This window comes from Brevibacterium oceani (genome assembly GCF_013623835.1).
In the GTDB taxonomy this organism is placed as follows: domain Bacteria; phylum Actinomycetota; class Actinomycetes; order Actinomycetales; family Brevibacteriaceae; genus Brevibacterium; species Brevibacterium oceani.
In genome coordinates, this window is record NZ_JABKDE010000015.1 from 20,174 (window position 1) to 45,228 (window position 25,055).

Annotated in this window: 27 protein-coding genes; 12 read left to right on the top strand and 15 right to left on the bottom strand. The window is 58.3% G+C overall.

Translation table 11 applies throughout. From position 1 onward, the window contains the following. The 5 genes from HK401_RS20125 to HK401_RS20145 are packed head-to-tail and all read right to left on the bottom strand — an operon-like array spanning position 1 to position 4,632. Positions 1-1,518, bottom strand: a complete 1,518-nt coding sequence (locus tag HK401_RS20125) for an SCO6880 family protein (protein WP_181276461.1) — start codon at positions 1,516-1,518, stop codon at positions 1-3. A 5-nt stretch (positions 1,519-1,523) separates the two neighbouring features. After that, positions 1,524-3,008 (bottom strand): hypothetical protein, encoded by a 1,485-nt coding sequence (locus HK401_RS20130; protein ID WP_181276462.1) that lies wholly within the window; start codon positions 3,006-3,008, stop codon positions 1,524-1,526. Next, positions 3,001-3,702, bottom strand: coding sequence for a DUF8175 domain-containg protein (locus HK401_RS20135; RefSeq protein WP_181276463.1), 702 nt, complete (start codon positions 3,700-3,702; stop codon positions 3,001-3,003). The genes HK401_RS20130 and HK401_RS20135 overlap by 8 nt, the downstream gene beginning before the upstream one ends. Before the next feature lie 31 nt (positions 3,703-3,733). Then, on the bottom strand, positions 3,734-4,012 hold the full coding sequence (locus HK401_RS20140) for a hypothetical protein (protein ID WP_181276464.1): 279 nt from the start codon (positions 4,010-4,012) through the stop codon (positions 3,734-3,736). Beyond that, the gene (locus tag HK401_RS20145; protein ID WP_181276465.1) at positions 4,012-4,632 is read right to left on the bottom strand and encodes a DUF6668 family protein; all 621 of its coding nucleotides are present in this window, start codon (positions 4,630-4,632) and stop codon (positions 4,012-4,014) included. Before HK401_RS20145 ends, HK401_RS20140 begins: the two co-directional genes overlap by 1 nt. A gap of 263 nt (positions 4,633-4,895) precedes the next feature. On the opposite strand from HK401_RS20145, the gene HK401_RS20150 reads away from it, so the two are divergent. The 5 genes from HK401_RS20150 to HK401_RS20170 all read left to right on the top strand — a co-directional run bounded on the left by HK401_RS20150 (position 4,896) and on the right by HK401_RS20170 (position 10,092). Further along, positions 4,896-5,267: a hypothetical protein gene (locus tag HK401_RS20150; RefSeq protein ID WP_181276466.1), complete on the top strand. Its 372-nt coding sequence runs from the start codon at positions 4,896-4,898 to the stop codon at positions 5,265-5,267. A gap of 179 nt (positions 5,268-5,446) precedes the next feature. Beyond that, positions 5,447-6,877, top strand: a complete 1,431-nt coding sequence (locus tag HK401_RS20155) for a VldE C-terminal domain-containing protein (RefSeq protein ID WP_181276467.1) — start codon at positions 5,447-5,449, stop codon at positions 6,875-6,877. Further along, the gene (locus tag HK401_RS20160; protein ID WP_181276468.1) at positions 6,874-8,334 is read left to right on the top strand and encodes a hypothetical protein; all 1,461 of its coding nucleotides are present in this window, start codon (positions 6,874-6,876) and stop codon (positions 8,332-8,334) included. Before HK401_RS20155 ends, HK401_RS20160 begins: the two co-directional genes overlap by 4 nt. Continuing rightward, positions 8,331-9,758 (top strand): MinD/ParA family ATP-binding protein, encoded by a 1,428-nt coding sequence (locus tag HK401_RS20500; protein WP_219922107.1) that lies wholly within the window; start codon positions 8,331-8,333, stop codon positions 9,756-9,758. The genes HK401_RS20160 and HK401_RS20500 overlap by 4 nt, the downstream gene beginning before the upstream one ends. Before the next feature lie 31 nt (positions 9,759-9,789). Further along, complete coding sequence (locus HK401_RS20170; RefSeq protein WP_181276469.1) at positions 9,790-10,092, top strand: ArsR/SmtB family transcription factor; 303 nt, start codon at positions 9,790-9,792, stop codon at positions 10,090-10,092. A gap of 197 nt (positions 10,093-10,289) precedes the next feature. On the opposite strand, the gene HK401_RS20920 is transcribed toward HK401_RS20170, so the two are convergent. Then, positions 10,290-10,460 (bottom strand): hypothetical protein, encoded by a 171-nt coding sequence (locus HK401_RS20920; protein WP_258234374.1) that lies wholly within the window; start codon positions 10,458-10,460, stop codon positions 10,290-10,292. Here HK401_RS20920 and HK401_RS21220 point away from each other — a divergent pair. Both HK401_RS21220 and HK401_RS20180 read left to right on the top strand, forming a co-directional pair. Then, the gene (locus HK401_RS21220) at positions 10,389-10,586 is read left to right on the top strand and encodes a hypothetical protein (protein ID WP_373563667.1); all 198 of its coding nucleotides are present in this window, start codon (positions 10,389-10,391) and stop codon (positions 10,584-10,586) included. The two genes, HK401_RS20920 and HK401_RS21220, sit on opposite strands and share 72 nt — an antisense overlap. A 354-nt stretch (positions 10,587-10,940) precedes the next feature. After that, a complete protein-coding gene (locus HK401_RS20180; RefSeq protein WP_181276471.1) occupies positions 10,941-12,794 on the top strand; it encodes a hypothetical protein in 1,854 nt (617 codons plus the stop codon). A 7-nt stretch (positions 12,795-12,801) separates the two neighbouring features. Here HK401_RS20180 and HK401_RS20185 read toward each other — a convergent pair whose 3' ends face one another. Further along, the gene (locus HK401_RS20185) at positions 12,802-13,392 is read right to left on the bottom strand and encodes a hypothetical protein (protein WP_181276472.1); all 591 of its coding nucleotides are present in this window, start codon (positions 13,390-13,392) and stop codon (positions 12,802-12,804) included. Between the two features lie 412 nt (positions 13,393-13,804). On the opposite strand from HK401_RS20185, the gene HK401_RS20190 reads away from it, so the two are divergent. The 5 genes from HK401_RS20190 to HK401_RS20210 all read left to right on the top strand — a co-directional run bounded on the left by HK401_RS20190 (position 13,805) and on the right by HK401_RS20210 (position 16,554). Continuing rightward, positions 13,805-14,440, top strand: a complete 636-nt coding sequence (locus HK401_RS20190; protein ID WP_181276473.1) for a nucleotide-binding protein — start codon at positions 13,805-13,807, stop codon at positions 14,438-14,440. Continuing rightward, positions 14,440-14,766 (top strand): hypothetical protein, encoded by a 327-nt coding sequence (locus HK401_RS20195; protein ID WP_181276474.1) that lies wholly within the window; start codon positions 14,440-14,442, stop codon positions 14,764-14,766. Before HK401_RS20190 ends, HK401_RS20195 begins: the two co-directional genes overlap by 1 nt. 705 nt (positions 14,767-15,471) lie before the next feature. Continuing rightward, complete coding sequence (locus HK401_RS20200; RefSeq protein WP_181276475.1) at positions 15,472-15,681, top strand: type II toxin-antitoxin system HicA family toxin; 210 nt, start codon at positions 15,472-15,474, stop codon at positions 15,679-15,681. Then, positions 15,681-16,088 carry an antitoxin HicB gene (locus HK401_RS20205; RefSeq protein WP_181276476.1) on the top strand — a complete coding sequence of 136 codons (408 nt, stop codon included), beginning with the start codon at positions 15,681-15,683 and terminating at the stop codon, positions 16,086-16,088. The genes HK401_RS20200 and HK401_RS20205 overlap by 1 nt, the downstream gene beginning before the upstream one ends. A gap of 19 nt (positions 16,089-16,107) precedes the next feature. Beyond that, complete coding sequence (locus HK401_RS20210) at positions 16,108-16,554, top strand: hypothetical protein (RefSeq protein ID WP_181276477.1); 447 nt, start codon at positions 16,108-16,110, stop codon at positions 16,552-16,554. A gap of 92 nt (positions 16,555-16,646) precedes the next feature. On the opposite strand, the gene HK401_RS20215 is transcribed toward HK401_RS20210, so the two are convergent. From HK401_RS20215 to HK401_RS20250, 8 genes are all read right to left on the bottom strand, one after another. Beyond that, on the bottom strand, positions 16,647-17,828 hold the full coding sequence (locus HK401_RS20215) for an FAD-dependent monooxygenase (protein ID WP_181276478.1): 1,182 nt from the start codon (positions 17,826-17,828) through the stop codon (positions 16,647-16,649). 379 nt (positions 17,829-18,207) lie between these two features. Then, positions 18,208-19,839, bottom strand: coding sequence for an isopentenyl-diphosphate Delta-isomerase (gene idi, locus HK401_RS20220; protein ID WP_181276479.1), 1,632 nt, complete (start codon positions 19,837-19,839; stop codon positions 18,208-18,210). Continuing rightward, complete coding sequence (locus HK401_RS20225) at positions 19,826-20,005, bottom strand: hypothetical protein (RefSeq protein ID WP_181276480.1); 180 nt, start codon at positions 20,003-20,005, stop codon at positions 19,826-19,828. The genes idi and HK401_RS20225 overlap by 14 nt, the downstream gene beginning before the upstream one ends. 43 nt (positions 20,006-20,048) lie before the next feature. Beyond that, positions 20,049-21,101: a polyprenyl synthetase family protein gene (locus HK401_RS20230; RefSeq protein WP_181276481.1), complete on the bottom strand. Its 1,053-nt coding sequence runs from the start codon at positions 21,099-21,101 to the stop codon at positions 20,049-20,051. Between the two features lie 46 nt (positions 21,102-21,147). Then, the gene (locus HK401_RS20235; protein WP_181276482.1) at positions 21,148-22,068 is read right to left on the bottom strand and encodes a UbiA family prenyltransferase; all 921 of its coding nucleotides are present in this window, start codon (positions 22,066-22,068) and stop codon (positions 21,148-21,150) included. Between the two features lie 168 nt (positions 22,069-22,236). Continuing rightward, positions 22,237-22,956 (bottom strand): hypothetical protein, encoded by a 720-nt coding sequence (locus tag HK401_RS20240; protein WP_181276483.1) that lies wholly within the window; start codon positions 22,954-22,956, stop codon positions 22,237-22,239. Beyond that, positions 22,953-23,531, bottom strand: a complete 579-nt coding sequence (locus tag HK401_RS20245; RefSeq protein ID WP_181276484.1) for a hypothetical protein — start codon at positions 23,529-23,531, stop codon at positions 22,953-22,955. The genes HK401_RS20240 and HK401_RS20245 overlap by 4 nt, the downstream gene beginning before the upstream one ends. Positions 23,532-23,712: 181 nt before the next feature. After that, the coding region (locus tag HK401_RS20250; protein ID WP_219922108.1) for an LPXTG cell wall anchor domain-containing protein at positions 23,713-25,055 on the bottom strand (1,343 nt) is incomplete at its 5' end.

Consider the following 25,055-nt stretch of genomic DNA (forward strand, 5'->3'; position numbering starts at 1 on the left):
TCACATCCAATCCCGTAGCTGGTCCGGCAGCATCATGTGGTCGGGAACCACCAGGCCCAGAGGCAGACCCGCCTGGAACGTCACCGCCTGGTTGCCCAGAGCCTCGCGGATCTTCAACCTCGCAGGAGTGAGCAGACCGGGAATGCGCTTCTCGAGCTGCTTGAACCGACTGGTGTCCGCGCAGCTGACGGTCACGATCATCCCGAACCGTGTCACACCAGCACCGGCGGCCTCTTCATCGGCAGACTTCTTGGCCGCGGCTCGACGCATCTGCGCCCGCGCGGTCGGACGCCGCTGCTGAGAGCCGGCGAACTGAGCATCGTTGATGTCCTGCTCGACGACGTTCGTGGTTTTATCAGAGGGAATGGGCCGGTAGAGCATCGTAATGCGCTTGCGCAACATCCCGTCCTTCGGTGGCTCCATTGCCCGCCGCAGGGACTCTTTGTAGAACAGGCCGCGCGGGCCCTCATACATCGTCCACGACTTTGAGAACGCCCGATCGTGACGGTAGTGATCGAACGCATCGAGAGCGAACGTCGGCCCCGCATCCTCCCAGTCTAGGCCCGTTCCACTGTCGGCGCGGGCCTCTTCGATCTGGGTCGATACTGTTGGGTCATAGGCAGTGCGCGTGTAGTCGATGATGTCTTGGGCCGTGGCTGCGCGCACCGCGGTGCCGGCACCGGTGTCTGAGAGGCCACTGATGATCATTCCGAGGCGGTTGCCGATCTCTTCGGCCATATCGGCCGTGCCCCGGTCTTTGCCGGACCCGTCGATCGCGCGCCCGTCAAAGGTCACGGAAATGTATGTCGAGATCTGCGGGGATCCATGCGAGTACTCAGACTCGATCGCTTCTGCGACCTGAGAAGAAAACTCGGGAGCAGAATCGACATGATTCCGCCGCATCATCCGACGAAGCCTCAGACCGGAATCGGGTGCAATCTCGACTGTGACCTGGGCACCCCGCACGCCCTCGTCCGTTCCTCGTTGCGCCAACCATGCTCCCCAGTGCGCGACCATGGAGTCCACACGTTCTTTGGCCTGCAGCTCGTCACCGTCCGCGTGGGCAATGAGCACGATCGAGTAGTTCTTCACGCCCTGCCCGACGACTCGGATGAGGCCGAATGGGTTGTCGTATGCGTCTGTGTGCTCGCTCAGCTCTGAGGGGGCCAGTAGGCCCGGCAGGCGACAACGCCCATCTCGCGTCTTGCCAGCAGGGCCAGCCAAATAGACATGCTTGCCTGCTTTCTCTTTGCGACGTTGTGCGATTTTCAACATTCTCCGTCCATAGAGTGATCGCCCGTGTTTGCGGGTCACAACCATAAGTACTGCGGACACGATGCCCACGAGCGCCACAATCAGCGCTTGCCAGAACCACTGGCGGGTCATCATGAGCACAATGATGATGATGAAAGGAACACCGGCGAAAGAAACTCCTAGCGGGAGTCCGAGAATCCCCGAACGACCAGGCTTAGAGATATTGCCGAACGTTCCAGGCTGTGGCTTCGTCTCTGTGCTCATACTGCTCACTCGTCCTCAATTGCCTTTTCGACGTTCGCTCCGGCACCACTTGTGCCGTCCGAGATCAGGCCAGCTGCGTTTGCGGCATCACCGATGGATGATGAACCGCTCGACGAACCTGCGCCGGATGCACTGCTACCGCCGCTCGGCTCAGCTCCAGCAGATTCGGCACCTGCCGCCGCTCCACTCGAACCGGCAGAACTGCCTCCGCTATCGCCCGACGCCGAAGCTCCTTCGGAGCCTCCAGAACCCTCGGATGACTTGTCGGATGCAGAACCTGCTCCGTCCGGCTGACCGCCGGCCCGTGGCTCTGATCCACCTGAACCCGCAGATTCTCCAGCACCGCCCGATGTGCCGCCGCTCCCGGCGGCGCCAGCGCTTCCTGAGGAACCAGACGCTGCCGCACCACCACCTGCCGGGGCCGACGACGCGCCCGCTGCCGCACCACCGCCGCCACCCGCTGCCGCGCCGCTACCCGAAGCGACTGCGCCGCCTCCAGCGGCAGCGCCCGCTCCGCCCGTAGCGGCGATCACTGCTGCGCCCGCCGCTACTGTCGCGGCACCAGCCATGGCCGCACCTCCGCTGAATGCGCCTGCCCCTTTCGAAGCAACAGGCACAACAAATTTGATGAGGGCCGGGAGGGCTAAAGCTGCGAGGATCATGATCCCGGTGCCCATGCACACTCCAACTACTGCCTCGGCAAGATCCTCGACCTTAGCCCCCTCCTTGCCGACACCACTGACCACAGGGGTGTTCATGAACCACAAGCCCAACGCGTAGATGACTGCGGCAACAGGTTTGAAACAGATGAAGGCGATGAGATAACCGTTCGCCTTTGTGAACGCTTGTTTACCTGCCTCGGTGCCGCTTGCTGCAGCCAGTGTCGGAAGAAAAACCATCAACACGGGCAGGAGAATATTTCGGAACAACATGAACGCGAAGTTGACTACTGACCCGAGCAACTCAATCAGCGCAAATATCAGCCATCCGCCACTGCCGAGCACGCTGCCGAACGTTGTCACTACAGCCAGCGCGGAAATGTCGCCTTCACTGTTTCCCGCCGAGGCGGCTCGATCCAGCAACCACGTTGACAGTTCGTCGCCTGCAGTTAGCAGCAGTGTGATGCCTGTTGCATAACATGCGGTGACCATGATCAAGTTAACGACGGGTTGGACTCCACCAATCATGGTTTTGAAGTCCTGCGATAACACCATTTTCCCCAGCGCGAACAGGAAACCCAGAATCGCGAAAGCGGCTGTGTACCACGTCAAGTCGCCGATGACCTGGTTGACTGGGTCAGCTTTAAGGTCCGGTTGAGGAGCTTCCATCCACCAGGTGTTCAGCCACTTCATCATTGCCGCTGCCGCGTCGCTGATCGATTTTGCCGCTGTCGCCACTGCGTCATTGGCGAGGTCCTTGATTCCCTCTCCGGCCTTGCACCCGGCAAAGCCGAGCGGATCAGAGAGGAAATCGCAATCTTTGTCAGCCATTGCGGGGGCTCCAGGAAGTGTAAGCGGACGTGTCTTCCACAGCCTCTGGCGGAGAGACGGTTCCCGCGTCCCAGCGCCAATCGTCCTCTGCTTCATCCCACACTAGATCGATGACCAGGCTTGCGTTGGCGTCGGAGCCGCGAAGCAACAAATCCACACTGGCCGTGTCATCTTCGTACGAGACGATTTGGAATCCTGCAAGCTCCACCATCGTCTTGTCCTCGGACGAAACCGAGCTCTCCTCATCGAAGAACTCTTTGGCTTCCGGCGAGTCGACTGCCGCTTCATAAACACCGCCATTCAGGAACGCCTGTGACAGGTTGAACGCCGCAAAGAGCGCCCCCGTGGGGGAATGCGCATAGCATTTCCAAAAATTGCCGTCTCGTTTGGTCGGGCCATATGTCTGAGAGGTCGGTACGGTAATGCCATTCTTGTAGGCTTCCCACTTTGACTCTGGTGCCTCGACCGGGTAGTCCTGGTCGTCTGCCGGCACCCCGCAAGCACCACCGGCTTTGGACGTATCGGTATCTGCCGCTTCGGAGGACTCTGGCTGTGATTCTCCCTGGTCATCCTCATGGTTGCGTCCAGCGAAGAAGCCGAGAGCGATTCCACCGACTAATACGAGGGCTACCAGCGCGGCGGATAGAACCCACCACACGTTGAATTTCGTACTGAATGGTTCTTCTCTTGCCATGACCTACTCCCTCGGTCCCAGTGGGTGTTGCTTAGACGAATACTGCGATGATCGTTCCGGCAGCCGTGGCGAGAATACAGACGATGATGCAGATGACCAGGCCCTTGAACCCGTTGATCTCGCGGCCAGTGAACGAGGCAAAAGCGAGGTAGCCGGCAGAGGCGAGGAAGCCTGCCAGGCCGAGGACGATGACGCCCCAGGCAATCCAGTTCAGCAGTGTTGTGAACCCATCTGTGCCGGGGGGCTGCTCCGGGTTGGGGTTTGGCAGAGCTGCAATCGTGTCAGCGCTCGAGGCGATGAGGTCGAACATTACTTCTTCTCCTTAATTTCTGTCAGCGACAGGATCTTCTTCACGGTCTGCTTGATGCGGCGCGGGAGCCGCTGAGTATCGGGAGGGCTGATCCGCCATTCCTCGATCCAGGGCACATGCCATCCATGTGGAGTCATCTGCCCAAGTCGTTTGGTCGCCTTCTTCTGTGCCTCGAGCAACTTCGGACCGTCATCGACGATCACGATCCCAAGGAGGCGTGAATCTTGCAGTGACCCGCTCGCCCACTGTTTGGCGAATTCCATCCCCGCTTCAATTCCTGCGCGGTGATTACGGCACACGGCCACCACGTTCAGTTCGGGCCTCGGCCGTGTCCAACCTCCCGCGATCGGCCACCCGAGTCCCACGTCTGTGGCCTGGTCTCCGAAGAAGCTCGCCACAGTCGAAGTTCCGGCCCCGCCGTGGAGGCCCATGACAACAACCGGTGCCCAATCGGTGACCTCTTGACGAGGCCACGGCTCCGTTGCAGGAGTAGTCGCGTTGATGGCCTCAGGGGTTTCCGGTCCACTCATGGTGATGCGGTCACCGAACAGATCGTCGGCGACATCCACCTCCTGCGGTGGCGCTTCCGCCGGCTGCGGAATGAACGGATTGCTGGGCATTCGAACCTGATTTCTCTAGTCGACTTCCAGTCCCAGTCTACGGGAACGCGGCCTAGTGTCAATAGATACTGCGCGTTCTTTGGATACGTTCATTCATGTTTAAACTATTGACGGTTGAGGCGCTTTCCGCGTACTGTTGCACCATGCGCACATACTGGAACAGGCAGGCAACCACTGTTGTGGTTATCCTCACACTCGGACTTACGATAACGGGATGCACTGACGCAGGGAAATCACAGGATGCTGCGTCGTCAACACCCACCGTGTCTGTCACTGATCCGCCCACAACTCCCGCCCCACGTCAGAGTGCGTATGACGACGCAGCGAAGACCGTCACAACGGTGATGACGGAATATTTCGACACCAAACGTTCATCTGACGAATGGTTCGCGGCACTCGAACCGCATCTGAGCATGGAGGCTCAGTACCTCTACGAGGATGCAAATATCAAGAACATTCCTAACGGGAACGTCACCGGCACTCCCCAATTGGTGTCTGACGATGCCACGGGGCTGCGCTACTTCGTCGACACGAGCATCGGCCAGTTTACGGTGATCCTTGTCCTTGAAGGCGATTCCGGCGGGGCATACGTCGTCGACGAAATACAGTCCCCAGGATCGGGAAAGTACGACTGATGAAGAAAGCGGTCGTCGGGGTCGTCGCGATCATCCTCGTCATCCCCCTGCTCGTCGTCATCCTCTTCAGCGGTGGCGGCTGCGCCGACGGTGCCGAGCCTGGACCATCTGACCCTGGGCTCAAAGACGATGCCATCGGCAACGGTGCCGACCAGATCCCAGAAAAGGCAGTCCCATGGGTGGAAAAGGCCGCGAACTCGGGAAAGTATCGCTACCCTGTCGCGTTTGTCGCCGCCGATATTTTCGCGGAGTCCGGATTCGACCCGGCGGCGGCAGTCGGGGACTCCAACGGGGGCACAAAAGGTCTGACGCAGATCAACAACGCCAACTGGAAGCACATCTATGGGCACGATTGGAACGCTGACGAAGATGGCAACGGCACCCCAGACATCGAAGATCCGCTGATCCACGCCGAATACGCAGCGAAACTCTGGGACGAACAGATCGATCAAATTCACAAGTTCAAGAAAGACAACCCCGATTCCGGTGCGGCGGAAGCCTCGGACCTCGAGCTGCTCCTCGTCGCCCACAACGCCGGTTTCAGTCGAGTGGAGAGTTACCCCGACATTCCGGACTCCACCCGCAATACATACATTCCCAAGATCACGAAGTGGGCGAAACGGTGGGGTGGCCTCGATATCAAGAAGACCAACGTCGGCGGGCAGCCGAAAGGTGTTGATGCACAGGCCGGTGGTGACGTTGTTCGACCGCACAAGAACAGCGATCTGAACCTCGGGCCGGTCAAGCCACACGTCCAAGAAGCCGCCGAGGTCATCTCGGAAGAATTCGGGATCACCGACATTGGAGGCTACCGCTCCAGCGGCTCCCGCGACCCCAATGGTCACCCTGCCGGCCTGGCGATCGACGTCATGGTCCCCCTCGACGACAAGGGCAAGAAGCAAGGCGACGAGGTCGCCAAGTACGTCATCGACAACCACAAAGAACTCAACGTCAAATACCTCATCTGGTACCAGCGGATCATGAACGTCGACCGTGGAGAGACGAAGTGGCGAGGCATGGATGACCGTGGGTCCGATACCCAGAACCACAAGGACCACGTTCACATCTCCTTCAACGCTAGTGACGATGGAGACCCTGGAGAAGCCAAGGGCGGAGGAAGCGTTGACCTGCCCGACGAATGCCCGGCAGGCGGCGGTGACGATGCGCCCAAAGGCGGGAAGAACAAGCCCGGACCCTGGGGTGGACACGACAACGGCCGCATCCCCACCGACGAGCTCAAAGCAATCCCTTGGGCTAAGGATGAGTATCTGCGCTCCGATGCCACAGACGCATTGATCAAAATGAACAACGACTTCAAAAAGAAGTTCGGTACCGACATGGGCATTACCGACGCCTACCGTGACTATGAGGAACAGGAATACCTCTACAAGACCAAACCGCCGGGCATGGCCGCCACACCCGGCAAATCAAACCATGGTTGGGCGCTGGCCGTTGACTACGGAACCGGAATCAACCGGTTCGGCACGCCTCAGCACAAGTGGATGAAAGACAACGCCGGGAAGTACGGGTGGCAGCACCCGGAATGGGCACGTGAGGGGCAGAAGAACGCTGAAGCCTGGCACTGGGAATACTACGGACTGGACAAATGAGCACACTGAATCCTGAAGACGTCCCCCCGTTCCCCGTCTACGCACTCGAATACGACGGGGACACGGTTCTGCTGGACAAAGTCATCGTCGAACCCGCCGTCGGTCAGGAGCTGACCGAGGCAGGTTTACAGGCAGTCGCCCGCAAAGCGAGCGACGCGGGCCTCGACGCGGTACGTGTCCGAGTGGTGACCCCGGACGGCACTCACCTGATGATCGTCAACTCCGAGGGCGACGCAGAGGACATCACGCCCTCAGACGAGCCGACTACGCCGTCACGGCGTAAACGCGGTCTCATCATCGGGGCCGCAGTTCTCACCCTCGCTCTTCTCGCCGGAGGCGGCATCGCTGTCGGCAAGGCCATCAAGGCCGCCAACACTGAACCTGTGGCGGCGGCCCCTCCGCCGATCCCTGGCGAGCACGCCGCTATCCCAATCGGGCTGCCGGCTGGTTTCGACAGCACTGCCGACTGGTCCCTACCTGTCGCCGATGGCCGACCGCCCGTTGTGATGAACAACGGCCAGGTGCTTCTGACGACACCCGATGATCGCCTCGAGATTCATGAGACGAAGCGCGCTCAAACCGTCTGGTCGTCCTCGACGGTGCCGAATGGAACCACACCAATTGTCGAGACCACGTGGACCGACCGGCCAGTCCTCGCGTCGGCCACCGGCCGTGCGCTGACCCTCTGGCCCCTTGATCTCGATGACAACAGCAACGTTCCAGCGGTCGAGGTCGACCTCAACGCACAAGCCGACGTCACCTATGCAGGCACAGCTCCGCTCATCGACCTCGGCGACTACACCGTCGCCGTGCCCGCCGAGAACGGGGTCCAACGCGTCTCCGTTCCACCTGGCACGCACCCTGTGGCTGCAGGAAACGACATCATCGTCTCCGTGGGTGACAACACCATCGCTAAGACCGCGTTCACGTCCAAGGCGACCTCGACAACGACCGATTTCGAGCGACCGAAAGGCACCAAAGGTGCCCCCACCTCGGCCATTGGCCTGACTCCGACACGCGCGGTCGTGACGTGGAAGGCCGAGAAAACGGAGACCACGGCCTTAGTCGATACCGAGAAGGGCAAGGTCCTCGCCACGACCGACGGGCGTGCCCCCCGTGTCGAAGAACTCCCGCAGATCGACGAGACGGCCGGCACCGCACTCGCTGGTTCCTACTTCATTCGCTACGACGAGGACAAGCCCAAGATCGTCGACCTCGACGTGGCCTCCAGGGACGCTGTTCTCGATGGAAACCACGTCTACACCACCAACCAGGACGGACCACTTGACCTGAAAGTCAGCGGCGACAAAGTAGTTCCATCCGCGTGGGAACCACTTGCCCCGGACGATCCACCTCCGGCCGCTGTTGCCCCCGACGCGGCCTATGTTCTTGCAGAGAAAGTCGACCAATCCATTCTTTACCGCGCACCCCGCCAGGAAGAGGAAACAACACCATGATCGCCATCGAGCTCGACACCGAAGGCAACGGGCACATCCAGCTCCCGACCGGGACGCGCAGGATCACTGCGGACTCTCTGTCCGAGGCCCGCAGTCAGGTCATCACCATTCTCACCAACCATGCTCAAACGAACGGGCGGATCCTGAACGCCTCAGTGACGACGGCCACCGAGGGAACCGTGATCCTCGAGGTCCAGCCCAACGGGACCATCAACGAACTCGATGCACCACCACAGGAGGAACCGATCATGCACCGTGCTGAAGAAGCCCCGGCAACTCACAGCAACGTGGACACGGCCCCGCAGACCGTGGCCGCCACTCCCCCGAGGCCGTCAGCACCACCGCCGCAGGCGGCATCCGTAATGCCCTCACACGAACCCGCTGAAGAACCCCTGCAGGAGACTGTTTTCCAGGCGCCGGCCGCCCACTCCCCGAGTTCTGGACTCATTCTTGGCGACGGTAGCCCGGTCGGCACCGGCGCTCGTGCCGTTGAGGCCCCAATTGGGCGCAGCTTCGTCAAAGAGGCAAAAGACGTACCTGCCGAAGGATTCCGCGGCGTCGTTTATAAAGCCACCGGCGGACTCCTCAACACCGGTCCCAGCCGCCGCGAAATCCACCGACGGGAGCTTCACGGTCGAGTCGCGAAACCAATCTCAGGGACTCGCAACATCGTTTATATGTGTCTTAAAGGTGGAATCTCGAAGACGTCGACGACGAGCGGGGTCGGCCTTACCCTGGCTGAATACCGTCCTGACTCGGTCCTCGCGATTGATACCAACCCCGATGCCGGCGACCTCGCTGACCGACTGCTCGGCCACGACCAGGTCGAATCAACCAGTCCCCGGACAATCACCGATCTGGTGTCTGCCCTCGACGCTAACCAGATCGACAACCTCACCGACCTCAACCGCTACACGCAGACATCAGGGCGGTTGCACTTCATCGCTGGAGAGCAAGATCCCGACGTGTCGGAATCACTCACCGCCGATCAGTACCATGCCGTCCGCGACACCGTCGACCGGTTCTACCCGATCACGCTCACCGACTGTGGCACCGGAGTCACCCATCCGGCGATGAAAGGCATCCTTGAACGGGCCGATCAGATCGTCGTGGCTTCAGGGTGGGCCGTGACTGGAGCCAAGCGAGCACAACGCACCCTGACCTGGCTCCACGAAGCCCACGACGGGGCTTACAAGAGCCTGGCCGAGAACGCTATCGTAGTCCTCACCGATACCGGAGCCACCAGCAAGGACGTGGATAGAGACGCCATCATCGAAACGCTGCAGCACCTATGCCGCGACGTCCACATCGTCCCCTTCGACGCTGAAATCGGCAAGGGCGATCTCATCTCACTCGACGAACTCCGCCCCGCTACGCGCCAGGCCTTCCTGGAAATCGGAGCATCCATCGTGGATGCTCTCTGAAACCCCGTCCGCCACCACGAAAGCAGGATTAATGCCCACCGACGAATGGCTACATTCCGTCCGCAGCCTCACCTCATCCAAGGAACGCCTCATCATCATGCAGTTCCTCAGCCAACAAGATGCCGGTGTGTTCTCATCGACGATCGCTGAGAAGACTGGAATCAAAGCAACCACGCTCTCCCGGATGCTCCGAGACCTCGAAGACCTCGGATTCATTCACGGGGATCTCGCTCCGACTGAGCGACGCGGCCGCGCAGTCAGGTACACGCTCAACCCGGCGAGGATCCGCACGGTCCTTAAAGACACCGCGAAGCACCTCAACGTGAAGCTGTAGGAGCGAGGCGGACGCAATAGAGCGGGGTCGGACACATTGGCAGATGTGTCCGACCCCGCTCCTTTTGCTTCGTTGCCACCACGCAACGGTTCCATACTAGCGAATAGTTAAACTACCCGCTAGAGTTGATCGAGAAGAAACGACGCGCAGATTCAGGCAAGATGGGACACATGCCAAAATATGCGCGCCCCGCACACTCAGAGCCAGTGGAGGCTGCCATTGAAGCATTCGGAAACCGCGTTCGCGTCGCTATCCTTGGCTCCCTGCAAAAGGACGGATCCGGGACTCGCGGAGAAATCGCCAAGCGCCTCGACGCTGTTGAAGGCACCGTGCAAATGCATCTTCGAACCCTTGAGCGGCTGGGCCACGTCTCTTCGGATCCACCACCCGACTCTCGAAAGAGTGGGCAGCGTGTTCGGTACTCCGCGAATGCGGCGTCGATTGAGCGAAGCATCGAAGCACTCGCCACCGCAGTTCGAGGACAAACCGAATAGCCCGAAAGAAGTCTGCCGACACGCGAGTGAATTTCTAGAAACGAATGTGCTGGACAGATATGTTGTCTGTATGACTATCGGACGCCCTGTCGTGCCCAACCGGGCCGAGAAATCAATCTCTACGCGCCTGCGCAAGCCAGTCGACAAGATTGTCCGTGCTCAGGCTGACGAACTCGGGATGCCATACGGCGAGTACGTGTCATATCTCGTGGCGCAGCAGCTCGGTATGCCCGATGACGCCCCCAAGCTCCCGGAAGCTTCCCATCCACAGGGGGTGCTCTCGCTCAAATCTGCATAGCAACAAGTAAAAAGCTCCCCGGTTGCCGCCGAGGAGCCTTCTAATCAAATATTTGGTTGAGTTACCAGCTCAACCTGAATCCGTTAGGACTCAACTTGCTCAATAAGTCGAGTTCAGGATACCGCACACCCAAATCGGAATTCAATATTTCAGTTGCGTGTCCTGACGAACTCCCAGACTTCCACGACCGGCAAGCGGCGCAGGTCGAATGGAAAGCCCTAGCACCACTAATCTCTCACTCCCCCGTCGTGCGCGTTTCCCGCGACGGAGGCAAAACCTATCCCCACAAATGGGTCCGCGAGCTCCAGCCCGACTCTCTCCCGCTGATGCCGGCCGCCGTTCACCTCCATGACAAACACGGATGCGGCCACGTTCTCGTCCTCGACCTCGACCAGGCCGCCGGCAACGTCGACGACGACTACACGGCACTGACGAAGACCCTCGACGACACGGGCGCACTGTGGTTCGCTGACGCCTCACCGTCTGGCGGCCGCCACATCTACATCCCCCTCAACGATGACGTTCCGCACACGGTTCTCGCCGACGTCGCACGACGCTTAGCCACCCGGCACCCGAGTGTCGATCCCAACCCTCATTACTCGGCTGACACGGGGTGCATCCGGCCTCCAGGGAGCGTGTGGAAGCGCGGCGGCCACCAGCGTCTCATCACCGACCTTAAAGAGGCGATTGCTGCCGCAACCCTGCGCAACCCCACAAGCATGATCGACGCCCTCCTCGCTGGAATCCCAGCCTCACCACCGCCCTCGGCCGAGAACGACGTCGACGTCGACGTCGACGTCGACGTCTCCGCATACGTTCCTGACACTCAGCACCAGGTGTCCCCCAGGATCGCCAGAATCGCTCGTACCGGCATGTACGACACCACCCGATATGCCAGCGACTCTGAGGCCCGTCAGGCCGTCGTCACGGCCTGTGTACGGGCTGGACTCACCCAGGTCGAAGTCATTCGCCGCATCGAAACCGGCATATGGCCAGGACTCGCGTCAAAATACGCCCGCTACAGGCAACGTCGCACTGCGCTACTCCGCGACTGGAAGAAAGCTCGAACATGGCTCAGCACGCACGGGAAATCGAGTGTCCAGTCTGGCACCACTAGCCCTCAAGTCACAGGGGGGGTCCCCCACCCTGCAACCAAACTGCCCCTGGCGCACGAGGAACTGCGCCGCCTTGAACACCACCTCGCCCACACCGAGCCGGCGCCCGACTCGGCAGCCGCACGCCGCCGCTACTTCCTCCTTCGGGCTCTCCTCGCGGCCGCCCACCAGGATAGGTCCCTGACAATCGCTCGTGGCTGCCGGAACCTTGCGCTCACTAGCGGCATCGACCGCACCAAGATCCCGGCAGTGCTGGACTCCCTCTGTGCTGAGCCCCGTCCCCTCATCCGAAAGGTCACTGACGCTCATGGCAAACAGGCCGCCGCCTACACGCTCCTCCCCCCGGACGCGGCGACTCCAGACCGCTCTCCCTGGAAGATCGGCCAACCCGTGCAAATCCTCCGCCCTGCCTTTAGGGTGCTGGGACTTACGGCGGCAGCCGTTTATGAAGCGCTCGAGCTTCACGGGGCTAACTCAGGCCGCGGCGTCGCAGCCATCACTGGACTATCACCCACCACAGTGCTCGAAGCACTCGGGCTTCTCTACACCCACGGTCTGACAAAGACATCTCACCACGGGGGAAACACTTTTTGGTCGGTTACCACGAGTCAGGATCTCGTCGATGCCGCTGAACGACTCGGAGCCACAGCTATCGTGGCCGCGCTTATTCTCCGCTATCGGACCGAGCGCCTTGCCTGGTGGGCATGGTTGGCCGAACGGGCCCTCTTGGCTCAGATTCAGAGCGCCGCCCACCAAGCCGTTGGACCAGGTCTCTGGCCACCAGGCTGCGAATAGTTGTGTTCTAGTCGAGATGTTCGTCTGGAATCATCAGCTGGTACTGGGCCGGAACACCTATTTCGCGACCGCTCCCGTTCGTATCACTCACGCCTTCAGGAAGGCACTCTTCTAGTTCGGAAAGTTCTAAGGTCAGAAGGTCAGTTGCGTACTGACTGATGTGTTCTGCGTCCGGGTAGCAGCGATTCACTCGCTCGACAATATCCATCACATCCACTATCGCGCCATTCCGTGCGAATTCAACCGCCTCGAACCTCACGCTGGGCTCGGAGACTAGAACGTTGGTGCTCACGCTTCGCTCCCCTGCTGAGGTTTCAGCTCCCCAGAGGATTCCTTCGTGGCTCACCAAATCCAGTTTCCATCCGCTATCACTGAGAACATCACGCAATCGCTGAACCTGTTCCACTGCGCGCTCAGTTTCAGTATTGCCTTGCATCTTGTAGGACTCGATGAGTGCTGATAATTGCTGATCGGGGCTAAAGGACGGATCGTAGACTCGTTCTTCTAGCATCGCGACGTCAGCCTGAGCATTTTTCTGTCGTCGCTTCTCAATCAACCGTTCCCGTGCGGCCTCAGACTTGCGATTTTTCTTTCCCATACTGCCTTCCATAGGTTTCACAGTTGCATGGAACCTTACCGAGTGGAATGGCTCTTCTGTCAGTATCGACAGCAACTATCGCTGAACTGACATCGTGCGTGGCGCCAGACTGGCTGAACGTCCTCACCCCCGCTGGAACACGTACACCGAAGCAGTCGACGAACGAGCAAAACCCGGATGAGGCGCGGTCATCGATACATAATAGCGATATGCTAGCGAATGCGTATCGTTACGCTACCTACATGGTATCGGTACGCGACCGGCAGCTAATCGAACCAGGATTGCAGCGTTTAGCGACTGATAGCACATCGGTAGCACGTCGACACCGGACCGATAGCACACTGCTTATGAGCCGATATGCTAGCGGTTGTGTAGTGTTGCCATACCGCTTACGGTTCGATAACGTATTAGTATGATTATTACAGTTGGGCAAGGAAAAGGCGGTGTCGGCAAGTCCACTCTCGCCATGAATCTCGCCATTGACATACAGCAGCGCGGCAAGAATGTCGTTGTCCTCGACGCGGACCGCACCCTTGCAACAGCACGCCTCTGGGCGGACGATCGAGCCAACGCAGGCCTCCCCGTCCTGCCCGTTGTCAGCGGCGAAGGCAACCTCGTCAAACTTATTCAATCCCTCGCTGACCAGTACGACCACGTCATTATCGACGTCAAAGGCGGAGATACCACCGAGCTTCGCACCGCAGCGGTCTCAAGCGACCTCCTCGTAGCGCCCACCTCCGGTCAGCAGGCTGACCTGGACAGCCTCGAAAAGCTCGCGTCTTCCGTCGCCGCGGCGCGAGACCTCAATGACGGACTCCACGTCCTTGTCGTTTTGAACCGAGTCTCACCCCAAGGCAAAGCCAACGAGGTCGCTGATGCCAAGGCCTATATCGCGGACTACCCCGAATTCGACCTCGCTGGAACTGTCCTAGTCACAGCGAAAGCATGGGACAAAGCACGATCAGAAGGCAGGGGAGTGGTCGAAATCCCCGGCAAAGCCAAAGCCGCCATGCAAGTATTGACCAACGAGATCCTGGGAGACGACTAATGGGCAAGATCAGCCGCCGCAACACCACCCGCGAAATGGACCCCAAGGCCGTTGAAGAATTCGCTGCGGCAGCAGCCGAAAACACCGTGGCCACGCCCGAAGAGCCACTAGTCTCCACTGCGCGACCTGATCTACCCAGGCACCGTCTGCGAGCGAAGACCGGCACCAAGGGGCCGGGAACCAGCTTCCGCTACAACAAGAGTCAGGGTCGTCTCCTCGACTATGCAGTCGAAATGGAAGACATGAAAAAGCAGGAACTGCTCGAATCGCTCATTTGGCCCATCCTCGAAGAGAAGTACGGCGACCAAGTACCGCTCGACAGCTGACACGGACTGACTAAAAGGAGAGGGCTCATTAAAGGGATATGGGCAATGACACGACCTCACCGCGCCCGGGAGCGCCGCGACCCTGCAGGGGAAGACCTCAACTACTCGCAGGCCCTCGTTGTGTTTGTCAAGGACAATAACCACTGGTGCGGATTAAGCACCAGTCGCCGAGCGTCGAACAGCGACGATCCTTGATCTCGACATAGACCGAACCATCGAACACTCTTCACGTAGCAGTGGCTTCGACCCATTCCTCACCATCGTTCTCCCACTCGACGCGAACACGCACTGCAACAGCGGGACGGTCTGGAACGAGGGCCGTGCCGGCTCCTGATTGCGGATCCGTTGCCAATACCGCCAGGTGCCGGTCTCCAATCATCAAATTAGTTCATGAGTTCTATTATGTGCTTGAGAGGGGGCAGCCCGACTGCCGCCCAAAATCCCTCCGCTTTGCTCCGGAATTTCGGTTGCCCTGAAAAGAACAACTGCCGCACCGGAGGGAGTGGTTGCGGTCTGCGCGACGTTCACAAAGCAGTGACCAGCAGAGGGCTGCCATGCGTGATGACCAGTAGCCGGCGGCGCAATTTCTGGCAGATGAGCAGAATAAGGGCAGATGGACACTCCTCAGCAGGTGCCTTAGAAGAATTATCCCAAATATGCCAGGGGGGATTGCGTAGACACTGCTAGAGGGGGTAGCATATAATTATGAAACCGCAGAAGACCAAGGCAGTGAAGAAGTTCCTCAAGTCTCAGGGTTGGGAGTTTCTGCGAGACGGGAAAGGCTCACATGAGCTGTGGGGGGACCCGCAGACGGGCGACCGGCTCAGCATTCCGGCTGGACATGGGGAAGTCAGCCCCGGTGTTCTTCGTCAGTTGGAGGCGGTTCTACCGAATATCCCGAGGGAGTGGAAGTAATGACTAGGAAGATCAGCGTTAAGGCCTACCGCGAGGGCAAATGGTGGACCTTCGAGATTCCCGAGCTGGGGGCGCCTGCCCCCAGCGGCAACGGGGCATTCATGATGCCCGTTGGTCAGACTCGCGCGGCCGCGAAAGTGGCCGAAGAAGCCCGCGGCCTCGCCGCTCTCTGGGAGGACGGCGACGCCGAGGACTTCGAGGTTTCGGTGACGTTCGTTCTACCCGAGGAGATCACTACCGCGCAGCACACCGCTGAGGAGCTGGAAGCGAGAGGACGGGCAGAACTCGATGAAGCTGCACAGCTTCGCCGCAAGGTCGTGCGCGCACTCTTAGCCGATGACGTGTCGCAAGTTGACGCGGCCGCCGTTCTCGGCATTTCTCGGCAGCGCGTCCAGCAGCTCGCCTAAGCACGTTCAGGAGGACACCATGCCCAAGCTCAACGAAGAAGCCCGCCAGCATCTCGAAGTGGCAGAAATCAGTGTCGCCGCATGGGCGAGACGCCACAGTGGTAGCAGTGCATGGAGCGGCGACAAGTGCGGTTGCCCTGACGGTCGTTGCATCGGCTACCATCATGAAGTCTCGGAGCCGTGCCAATGCCTGCCAACGCTCATCCGAGCGTACGAGACCGAGCAGCAAGCGAACGTCGAGGCTAAGGAAATTTGGGACGAGTACCAATCGGGACGCGACAACAACGATGCTGCCGCCGTCGCCCATGCCTTGAAACAGGCTGAGCAGTGGGTTAACACCTACGAAGGTGTAAGCGTCACGTCCTGGTCTCTTGATGAGGTGGTGGACGGCCGCGCAGGAATCAGCGTCACCAATTCCATTAACGATCAGCGGTGGCTTGTCTGGGCAGCAGACAGCGCTGCGTAACCCTCACTGCCGGCCCCTTGTGGAAATGCCAGCTACCCGTCCAGGCAAGTTCCGATAACGGTCATATCCACGGGCTCGATGAAACATCGAAGCTAGAGCACACCGAGGTCGGTGTGCTTCGTCGCAAGAGTCGTATTTCTACTCATGGCCTGGCCTATGACCTTGGCAGCGGCCTGGTGAGACATGAGGCGAATCATCATGTGCTGCTTAATAAGCTCTTTCCGGTAGCCCGCCACAATAAGAGCGCGTGACTGCTCGATTCTCCGATGCTGATAGTCCACGAAAGGGTGCATCCTGGTGTTCCAATCGGAAAGAGCACTGCTTACGTCGTCTCCGTGTGCAGTTAGGGTACGGACAAGAAGCTCGGCTCCTGCAATACTGGCTGATGCCCCGAGCCCGGTGTAGGGAGTCATGCACCAGGCAGCGTCACCGACTAATGCTACTCGCCCGTAGTGCCACTGTTTCATCCGTACTTGCTGAGCGATATCGAGCCACTGATGGCCGGCACTCGCGTATCCTTCTAGGAGCTCGTTGAGCACGTGTCCGAACGGTTTGGGGCCGAAAGCAGCCTGGACAGCCTCACTGGGACGTTTATTCAGTTCTGCTTGAGCGTCGACTGTGCGATAAGAGAACAGGACAGTTGGGCCACAGTTGGCGTACGCGACAGTCATAGCGGTGCGTCCCAGCTCAGTCAACATGACCGAATCGCTGCAGGGATAGCTGGTGACATTGGTGTTCATCTGGGCGGCCCCGATCATGTAGCCGAGGTTATGCACGAAGTTTGCGTCGGGACCGAAGACTAGACGTCGGACGGTCGAGCGGACGCCGTCTGCCCCCAGAACCAGGTCAAATCTTTCTGTTGTGGTCTTGTCAGTGGCTGAGGCCAATGTGACCTCAGCACCTTTAGAGAACTGTATGATTCGTTCCGGCGTGGTGGAGAACCGTATATCCATGGATTCCGGTAGCGCGTTGAAGAGCGCTTTTTCGACGTCACTGCGTAACAGCATCCGAGGTGCACCAGGGAGGGTAGCGAGATTCAATCCCGGCCTGCCCTGGCCCTTGCGATTGACCTGCCAGGTTGAGCTCCCACTTCCAGCACGAGAGGGCAGAGCATCCAGAATTCCGATACGTTCGGCGGACCTACAGCCAGTAGGAAACAGGGCAACGACATGGCCGCCCTGGCGGCGTGCTGGCGAACGCTCGACAATTGTGACGGCCCAACCGCTTTCTGCAAGTTGTTTTGCGGCAGTCATTCCGGCGATACCCAGGCCCACGATGAGAGCTTTCCTAGTGAGTGATGGCCCCATGCCTTTAATCCCCAAACCTTCTACTAGTAGGTGTTCATGCCTCGACCGAAACGAATGCTTAACCGGGGTGGACGCGCCGTAGACGGCGACGCCTCCTGGGCACGGTTTACGATTATGGCTGCGTTGGCCCGAATGGAACACGTGATTGAGCGTGAACGAGTCACTGATACGAGCAGGAGACGACGCGATACTGGATCGAATCCCGATGGGTAGTCCCGCCGGGCCGCGAATAGCCATACCCACTAGGTGCACGAGACCTCGCCTGATCGGCGAGGTCTCGCAGGGTCGAACACATTACACACTGGGCAAGGGTAGGGACATCACCCTAACGCTTGAGCCGTGTCGATTAGTGATCACGCCATGCAACTTTGCTGGCGATAGATCGTAGTCCCGTAATCCCCTCCTGAGTCAGGGCACCAAAGTCAAGAGCAGCGCAAGCATCATTGACCAGCGAGGCGATTTCGTCTTCAACCATCGCCGCTATTCCTGCCTGGTCCATTGCGTCGCGCAGTTCTTCGACGTCCGAATCGGACAGATTCCCTGCTTCGAGCCGCTCGAGCAGAAGCCGACTTCTACCTTGTAGATGAATCCCGGCAAGTGACAAGATTCTCGTGGATTTTCCGAGCTTCAAGTCATCACCGCTCGGTTTACCTGTGAGTTCAGGATCTCCCCAGATACCAAGGAAGTCATCGCGTAGTTGAAACGCTTGGCCAAGCTTTTCTCCATACCGTCGCAGAACCGCCACAGTTTCCGATGGTGCGCCGGCGGCGAGTGCTCCAAGTTCGAGCGGTCGCGTGATGGTGTAGGAACCAGATTTGAGTCTGCCTATTTCTTGAGCGTCCGAAGCTCCTCGGGTTGGATCAGCTGCGGCCTTCAGGTCGATACTCTGTCCGAGAAGGAGTTCTATGAGCATTGTTGTCCACACAGAATGCATATTCGATGGCAGGCCAGATGCCAATCGAGCAGCTTCGGTCAGGGCAAGGTCGCCCAAAAGAATTGCAGTGTTTTTCCCGAACTCGGCAGAATCCCCTAGACCTTTCGCCAAGCGGTGAGTCTGCGCGGCTTCAGCATGTGCCGACAATACTCCGCGACGATGCAACGAATTGTCCATGACATCGTCGTGAAGTATTGCGAAAGCATGGACCAGCTGAATTGCAGACGCAACTTGCACCAGCTGTTCGTAGGCGACTCTGGAATGGCTCTCCGCCGGACCTGCTACGAATCCCCAGTAGGCCATCTGGGGTCGAAAGTTCTTGCCCCCACTGAGCCCAGCTCGGGCGAGCCATGTTGGGAAAGCATCGGGCAAGACTTCTGCCTTAACCGCGCTGCGCGATAGGTTCTTCCACAGTTGCTCGAGTGCAACAATGCAGTCAGACAGACAGTCGTTGACGTCAGACAGTAACCTCTCGAGTGAATAGTCGGTGTGGAGGGGCTCTTGTCTGCCATTGCTCAAATCACTGACCGTCATCAGTCGGAGTTGCTTGACTGACCACGGACTCAAGAGAACGGGAACAATCTCCGCACCTTCCATTACGGCTGCGGGATCGACCAAAAAATACTCTTCGACCTCCTCTGGATCGGGACTGAGATCTCTGGAGTCGATGGTCCCGCGGTAGACCGGGCAGATCTCTCGTTCAACTATGCCGGAGGCATCTGTTGCCGAATAGCGAAAATCTGGAAGTATCGGAGAGATGTTACGAACTTCCACGCCGAGTTCTTCCTTAGCGCGACGATAAACTGCATCGACGTCATCCTCGCCGGGCCGGGGATGCCCACAGCACGAATTTGTCCAGACGCCTGGCCAACTCCTTTTAGACAGAGCACGACGCGTGAGCAACAGTCGTCCTTCTTCATCGATTAAATACAGAGAAAAGGCGCGATGCAGCGGGGTTTCAGCGGTGTGCACGCTTGCTCGATCAGCGACGCCGATATCCGCTCCATCGTTATCTACCAACACCACTTGGTCATCTACCTTCATACGAGTCCTCCATTGGATCAAATGAAAACTGGCACTGCACTGCAACAGTCGAAAACTGCGAAGGCCAGCAACCGGCTTCTCCGCCACGATCACGATGATCTTGAGTCTTCTCTTCGAAGCGCTTGTCGAGTTTATGCTCGTAACGATTTCTGATGAGCTCTGTCATTTTCTCTCCTTAAGAGTTGGGACACCGATTTCTTCGACTGTGCTCATCTCAGCAATCGATCTGGCAAGTACTTGGCCTGGCTTTGACGTACGATCCACTGGAGCAATGTGGCCAGGTCGCTCTGGTCGTAGCCGAGGAAATCAATTTCCTCTGAGGCGGCAAGCGCCATATCTAGCTCACGGTCGCTGAACTCAATGGTTCTATTGCGAATCTCTATGCTTCGACTGTGGTCAAGGACCTGTTCGAAGGGCACTCTTGCATGAGTAGTAGGGGATGTGCTTCCGGACTCTTCGGTAGCAAAGATCACTGGAAGTGTGGATTTACCTTGTTGCGAGTCAGAGCCACTCAATTTCCCTGTCTGCGTCGAGTCGCACCAGATGTCTTCTAGGTCGTTACTTGCCTGCCACGACAGTCCTAAGTGGTGTCCTGCGCGTGTCGCTGCCTCGACAGCATCGTCGTCACCTCCTTGCAGCGCGACACCGAGTGCCAAAGAGGTAGAGAGAAGAGCTCCTGTTTTGGACGCTGCTACTCCAATGTATTTGTCTATGTCGGTACTCTCGGCCCCTTGCGCGACAACCAGTTCGCGTGCTTGACCAGATACCAGCTTCAGTATTGTCTCGAGGAGGATCTCTACAGGGGTGCTGCTGCGGAGTCTCATAAGCATTCGCACCATCTGAGCCTGGATAGCATCAGCTGTCAGTAACGTCAGTGGAACGCCGTGTATCGCCCAGGTAGACGGTCGCCCTCGTCTGACAGAGTCACCGTCGATGATGTCGTCTTCCATTAACGACCACTGATGGACCATTTCCACAGCCGCTGCGGTGACACTTACACCTTCTCGAACCTCCGCGGGCAGGGCGCTGAGGGGCCGTCCAAGTGTAACTAGTGCTGGGCGAAGCGCCTTTCCTTGGATGGATACCTTTATCTGGTCTTGATCTGACTCGATTCCCCCAAAGTGATAGCGGGCCACTTTGGCTAATGCCGGGTCGAGTTGGGTTATAGAAGTATCGATGATGGGAGTGATCGCGTCTCGGATTTCGGCCAGGCAGTCGTGAGTGCGGGCAACGCCAGTAGGTGCGTTGGGATCGTTTATCAAGACAGGATCCTTCTCCAGGAGACTAGATTCTTATTCAGCAATTTGTTCACCATAGGATTGCGCAATAGAACGTGGTAAAAATAATGTGGACTAGGCAAAAGAGTTGAAATAGGCGCCGATATGCTTTGTTTGATTTTGATTTAAAAGAAATAAACGTGACGAACCAAGCCAACCCGCAAACTATTAACAGCAGGATTGCAGGGCCAGTCGAGTATGCAGAATTGCGCCACAAAACTATAGCCGCAACCACGGGGACTAACGATACAGTTGAGGCGAAAAACAGTGCTACAAAGCGCGCTCCAAACAATGTCGCTAGAGTCACTCGACCTTGCTTTATGTCTCCAGCGACATCACGCGCATCCTCTATCTGCCCTGGTATCGCCCAAACGCAAGCGCATACAATTGATACATAAAAGATTTGCTCATTAAATTGCCCTGCAATAGCCCAGGCCCCATTGACTTGGCATGAAATTGCGATTCCATTTGCGATTGGCTTCCAGGCCCAATACCATTTTTTGGGCGCAACAAGATAGACCCACAGAACGGTTGCTATATATAGAATAGAAACGATAGTCGAGATGGTTCCGCCCGTAAATCCAAGTACCATGAACAAGAAGCTGGAAATGAAAGTGCGAAACCACATCCCCCTTGGCGTCGCCATGCCGCTTGGGATTGGTCGATAGGGCTTGTTTATGCGGTCTTCTTCTGCCCCGACTGCCTGATTGGCGGCATCGAACAAGTAGGCCAGCAAAAGAGCCCATGCTATTGCGAAGATGAGGCTTAGCGCAGAAGCGTTGTAGATTTGCGAGGCATGTGCAGCAGTGACCGCCATAATAATGACTGGGCTAGCCATTATCCAGACGTTATCTGACAGCATTCGAAGGGTAAGTGAGAGCTCGTTCTGAATATTATGCGCGATCGTATTCCGCGCATTTTTAGGTTGAACGTTTCTTACTGTCTTGTTCACCGTTGGATCCTCGTCGTTGAGTCGGGTAGCTGCTCCAGATGCGAATCCTCTACGCAGCCTCGATTTGACATAAATGCACCTTTTAGCCTTCGCTCTGACTTTTGATATTCCAGATATTGATAACTGCTTTTAGTGGGATTCTAAGATGTAATTGCAGTGTCATTCTGATTAATCTTGAGGCTGAGCGACGTCACTTGGATTGGGTGCAGAGATATCCACGTCAGCGTCGAAGTCGTTGATGGCGACGGTCGCATCGATGCCCTCGGCGCGACTAACGAGAGTGGCACTGTCAATCTCACCTGATATGGGAATGTCGAGAGAGGTCGACTTTTTCTTTTCTCCGAGCTTGTAGCGCATGTATTCGACGTCGTTCTGTTCGACTTCGCCTTCCACGGTTACTTCATCCAGTCCGATCGTTTCGACTGTTGACACAAGTCGGTCGTAATCGTAGGTCTTGGCGATGCTGTCGCCTTGAGCTGCTTTGAACACGACGTATTTGCCGATCGCTGGTGTCGCGTCGTAGCCGAATGACTCCCAGTACTCTTTCGGGCCCTTGATCCACAGCAGACTCGAGGCCCGGACCAACTCGATGCTGAGGTCGACGGAGCCTGATTCGATAGATGCCTGGCCTTCGAAAGCGTCCGCTTTCCGATCAAAAATGAAGTCGGTGCTTTGCGTGCCGTCTTCGGCTTTCACTGTTCCCTGAGCATGATAGCTGTGGATCGACTTCAAATCGTCTTTGAAGGTCGAGAACCTGTCCATTGCTGCGGCTTCAGCGTCAGCATCAACTGAAGTGACGTGAGCGTCTACTGCGCTGTCAGAATTTGAGCACGCACTGAGACTCAGGGCGGTGACCGCGGCGATGGTGAAGGTCGTGAGTTTCTTCATTTCTCCTCCACGATGAGCTGTGTGATATCGACGCCGCAGTCTTGCTCGACCTGTTTGGACTGATGTCTGTATGTTGTGTTCGCGGTCGTTGTTGCTTCGGAGAGAAGAAGCAGAAAATCCGTGTTGGAGACTTGGTTACCGCTGCTCTTGTACAAGTCGGCGGCCTTCTTGTAGTCGGTGCTCATCGATTCCCAGTCGTGTTCCGCGTCGTTGTTGGGAGCGAGTTTGCTGATGTTTTGAGTGCCCGATACAAGCAGGTCGAGGCGAGTTCCTAACGCTGTGACTGTCGTCTTCTCGTCTTCTTTGCTGGCCTCGTCGTTGAGGGTGATGAGATCTTCGATGGCTGTGCAGTACGTGTCAGCTTTCGACGGGTCGGTATAAGAAGCCTGTGCGGCTTCTGTCGCAGTCGGGGCTTCTGACGGTTCCGTGGGTTGGGTGGGGGTATCAGTTGATGCCTCTGTGGGAGCAGGAACTTCCCTTTCGTCTGAGTGGGGAGCGGCCTGGCAACCAGTTAAGACGAAGGCAGATACCGTCATTGCGAGCACGGTGAAACGGACTGAAGTGGTGGATGACATTTGAGCGGATCCTCCCCACCTGTCAATGGAAACGTAGACAGGTAGCCGACAAAGAGTAGTGTGGTGGGAGCCAGAGCTGCCCAAGCTTGGCCCCCACCACGGGGCCTGCTACCGCGCGGGCACTGCGGCGCGTGGAGAAAACGCCGTTGTGCCCGCGAGTAGCAGGAGTTATTACCTTTGTTTACTTCGTGGCACGACGGCGCGTGAAGTAAGTTGCTGCTGCACCAGCAGCCAGCAGGACTGCTGCAGCTCCGAGCAGCGGTGCCGTTGCATCTGAACCGGTACGAGGCAGATCTCCGCCTGCGTTAGCTCCGTCGCTATTGCCGGTAGCCGCGCTACCTGCTCCTGCAGCGGATGTGTCGGTTCCGTTGGCGTCAGTCGATGCTTCGGAGGACGAATCGGCAGTCGCTGCAGACGATGCTGCTGCGCTTGGATCGGCATCGGCTGCCGACGAGGCATCAGCGTTGGTCGAATCCGAGTTGTCACCATTGGCTGCAGCGTTGGCTGCCTGCTGAGCCGAGGCGTTCGGGTCCGAGGTGGCATCTGCGGAGGTCTCCGAAGATGCATCCTCAGCGCCTGCGGATTCAGCTGCTGCTTCAGCATTGTTGTCAGCCGCGGCCGATGCGGTGGTGTTGGCATCGTTGTCAGCTGCTGCTTCTGCTGCTGCTTCGGCGGCGGGGTTGCCGTCGTCGTCGGCATTTGCAGATGCCGAAGCCGATGCTGCTGCGTTCACGTTTCCGTTGTCATCAGCCGATGCCGAGTCATCAGCGGATGCCGTGTCGGTTCCGTTGGCGTCAGCTGAAGCTTCGGACGAAGAATCAGCAGTTGCTGCAGACGATGCTGCTGCGGTCGGGTCTGCATCGGCTGCAGACGAGGCATCAGCGTTGGTCGAATCCGAGTTATCACCATTGGCTGCAGCGTTGGCTGCCTGCTGGGCCGAGGCGTTCGGGTCCGAGGTGGCATCTGCGGAGGTCTCCGAGGATGCATCCTCAGCGCCTGCGGACTCAGCTGCTGCTTCAGCGTTGTTGTCAGCTGCTGCCGATGCGGTGGTGTTGGCATCGTTGTCAGCTGCTGCTTCTGCTGCTGCTTCAGCGGCGGGGTTGCCGTCGTCGTCGGCATTTGCAGATGCCGAAGCCGATGCTGCTGCGTTCACGTTTCCGTTGTCATCAGCCGAAGCCGAGTCATCAGCGGATGCCGTGTCGGTTCCATCAGCGTCAGCCGAAGCGGTGGCACCGGCTGCGTCAGCGTCGGTCGAAGCGTCGGCAGTGTCGGTGCCGTTGTCGTCAGCCGTGGCTTCAGCGGCATCCGTGCCGTCGGCGTCGGTGTCGGCGGAGGCTGTGTCGGTGCCGTTGTCGTCAGCAGAGGCTGAGTCGTCTCCGCCGTCGTCGGTGCAGTTGATTCCGCCTTCAGAGATGTCCGCGAAGACATCGGCGCGTTCGAATCCGAGTTCGAGGCTTCCGAGACCATCAGGTGCCACGACAGGGACTGCAGCAAGTGCCAGGTCGGCCTGGAGGCCTCCCATGG

Bases quoted from the DNA above. Each gene is read 5' to 3' on its own strand.
- HK401_RS20125 (WP_181276461.1), bottom strand. From the start codon at position 1,518: ATGAGCACAGAGACGAAGCCACAGCCTGGAACGTTCGGCAATATCTCT.
- HK401_RS20130 (WP_181276462.1), bottom strand. From the start codon at position 3,008: ATGGCTGACAAAGATTGCGATTTCCTCTCTGATCCGCTCGGCTTTGCC.
- HK401_RS20135 (WP_181276463.1), bottom strand. From the start codon at position 3,702: ATGGCAAGAGAAGAACCATTCAGTACGAAATTCAACGTGTGGTGGGTT.
- HK401_RS20140 (WP_181276464.1), bottom strand. From the start codon at position 4,012: ATGTTCGACCTCATCGCCTCGAGCGCTGACACGATTGCAGCTCTGCCA.
- HK401_RS20145 (WP_181276465.1), bottom strand. From the start codon at position 4,632: ATGCCCAGCAATCCGTTCATTCCGCAGCCGGCGGAAGCGCCACCGCAG.
- HK401_RS20160 (WP_181276468.1), top strand. From the start codon at position 6,874: ATGAGCACACTGAATCCTGAAGACGTCCCCCCGTTCCCCGTCTACGCA.
- HK401_RS20500 (WP_219922107.1), top strand. From the start codon at position 8,331: ATGATCGCCATCGAGCTCGACACCGAAGGCAACGGGCACATCCAGCTC.
- HK401_RS20170 (WP_181276469.1), top strand. From the start codon at position 9,790: ATGCCCACCGACGAATGGCTACATTCCGTCCGCAGCCTCACCTCATCC.
- HK401_RS20185 (WP_181276472.1), bottom strand. From the start codon at position 13,392: ATGGGAAAGAAAAATCGCAAGTCTGAGGCCGCACGGGAACGGTTGATT.
- HK401_RS20190 (WP_181276473.1), top strand. From the start codon at position 13,805: ATGATTATTACAGTTGGGCAAGGAAAAGGCGGTGTCGGCAAGTCCACT.
- HK401_RS20195 (WP_181276474.1), top strand. From the start codon at position 14,440: ATGGGCAAGATCAGCCGCCGCAACACCACCCGCGAAATGGACCCCAAG.
- HK401_RS20200 (WP_181276475.1), top strand. From the start codon at position 15,472: ATGAAACCGCAGAAGACCAAGGCAGTGAAGAAGTTCCTCAAGTCTCAG.
- HK401_RS20205 (WP_181276476.1), top strand. From the start codon at position 15,681: ATGACTAGGAAGATCAGCGTTAAGGCCTACCGCGAGGGCAAATGGTGG.
- HK401_RS20210 (WP_181276477.1), top strand. From the start codon at position 16,108: ATGCCCAAGCTCAACGAAGAAGCCCGCCAGCATCTCGAAGTGGCAGAA.
- idi (WP_181276479.1), bottom strand. From the start codon at position 19,839: ATGAAGGTAGATGACCAAGTGGTGTTGGTAGATAACGATGGAGCGGAT.
- HK401_RS20225 (WP_181276480.1), bottom strand. From the start codon at position 20,005: ATGACAGAGCTCATCAGAAATCGTTACGAGCATAAACTCGACAAGCGC.
- HK401_RS20240 (WP_181276483.1), bottom strand. From the start codon at position 22,956: ATGAAGAAACTCACGACCTTCACCATCGCCGCGGTCACCGCCCTGAGT.
- HK401_RS20245 (WP_181276484.1), bottom strand. From the start codon at position 23,531: ATGTCATCCACCACTTCAGTCCGTTTCACCGTGCTCGCAATGACGGTA.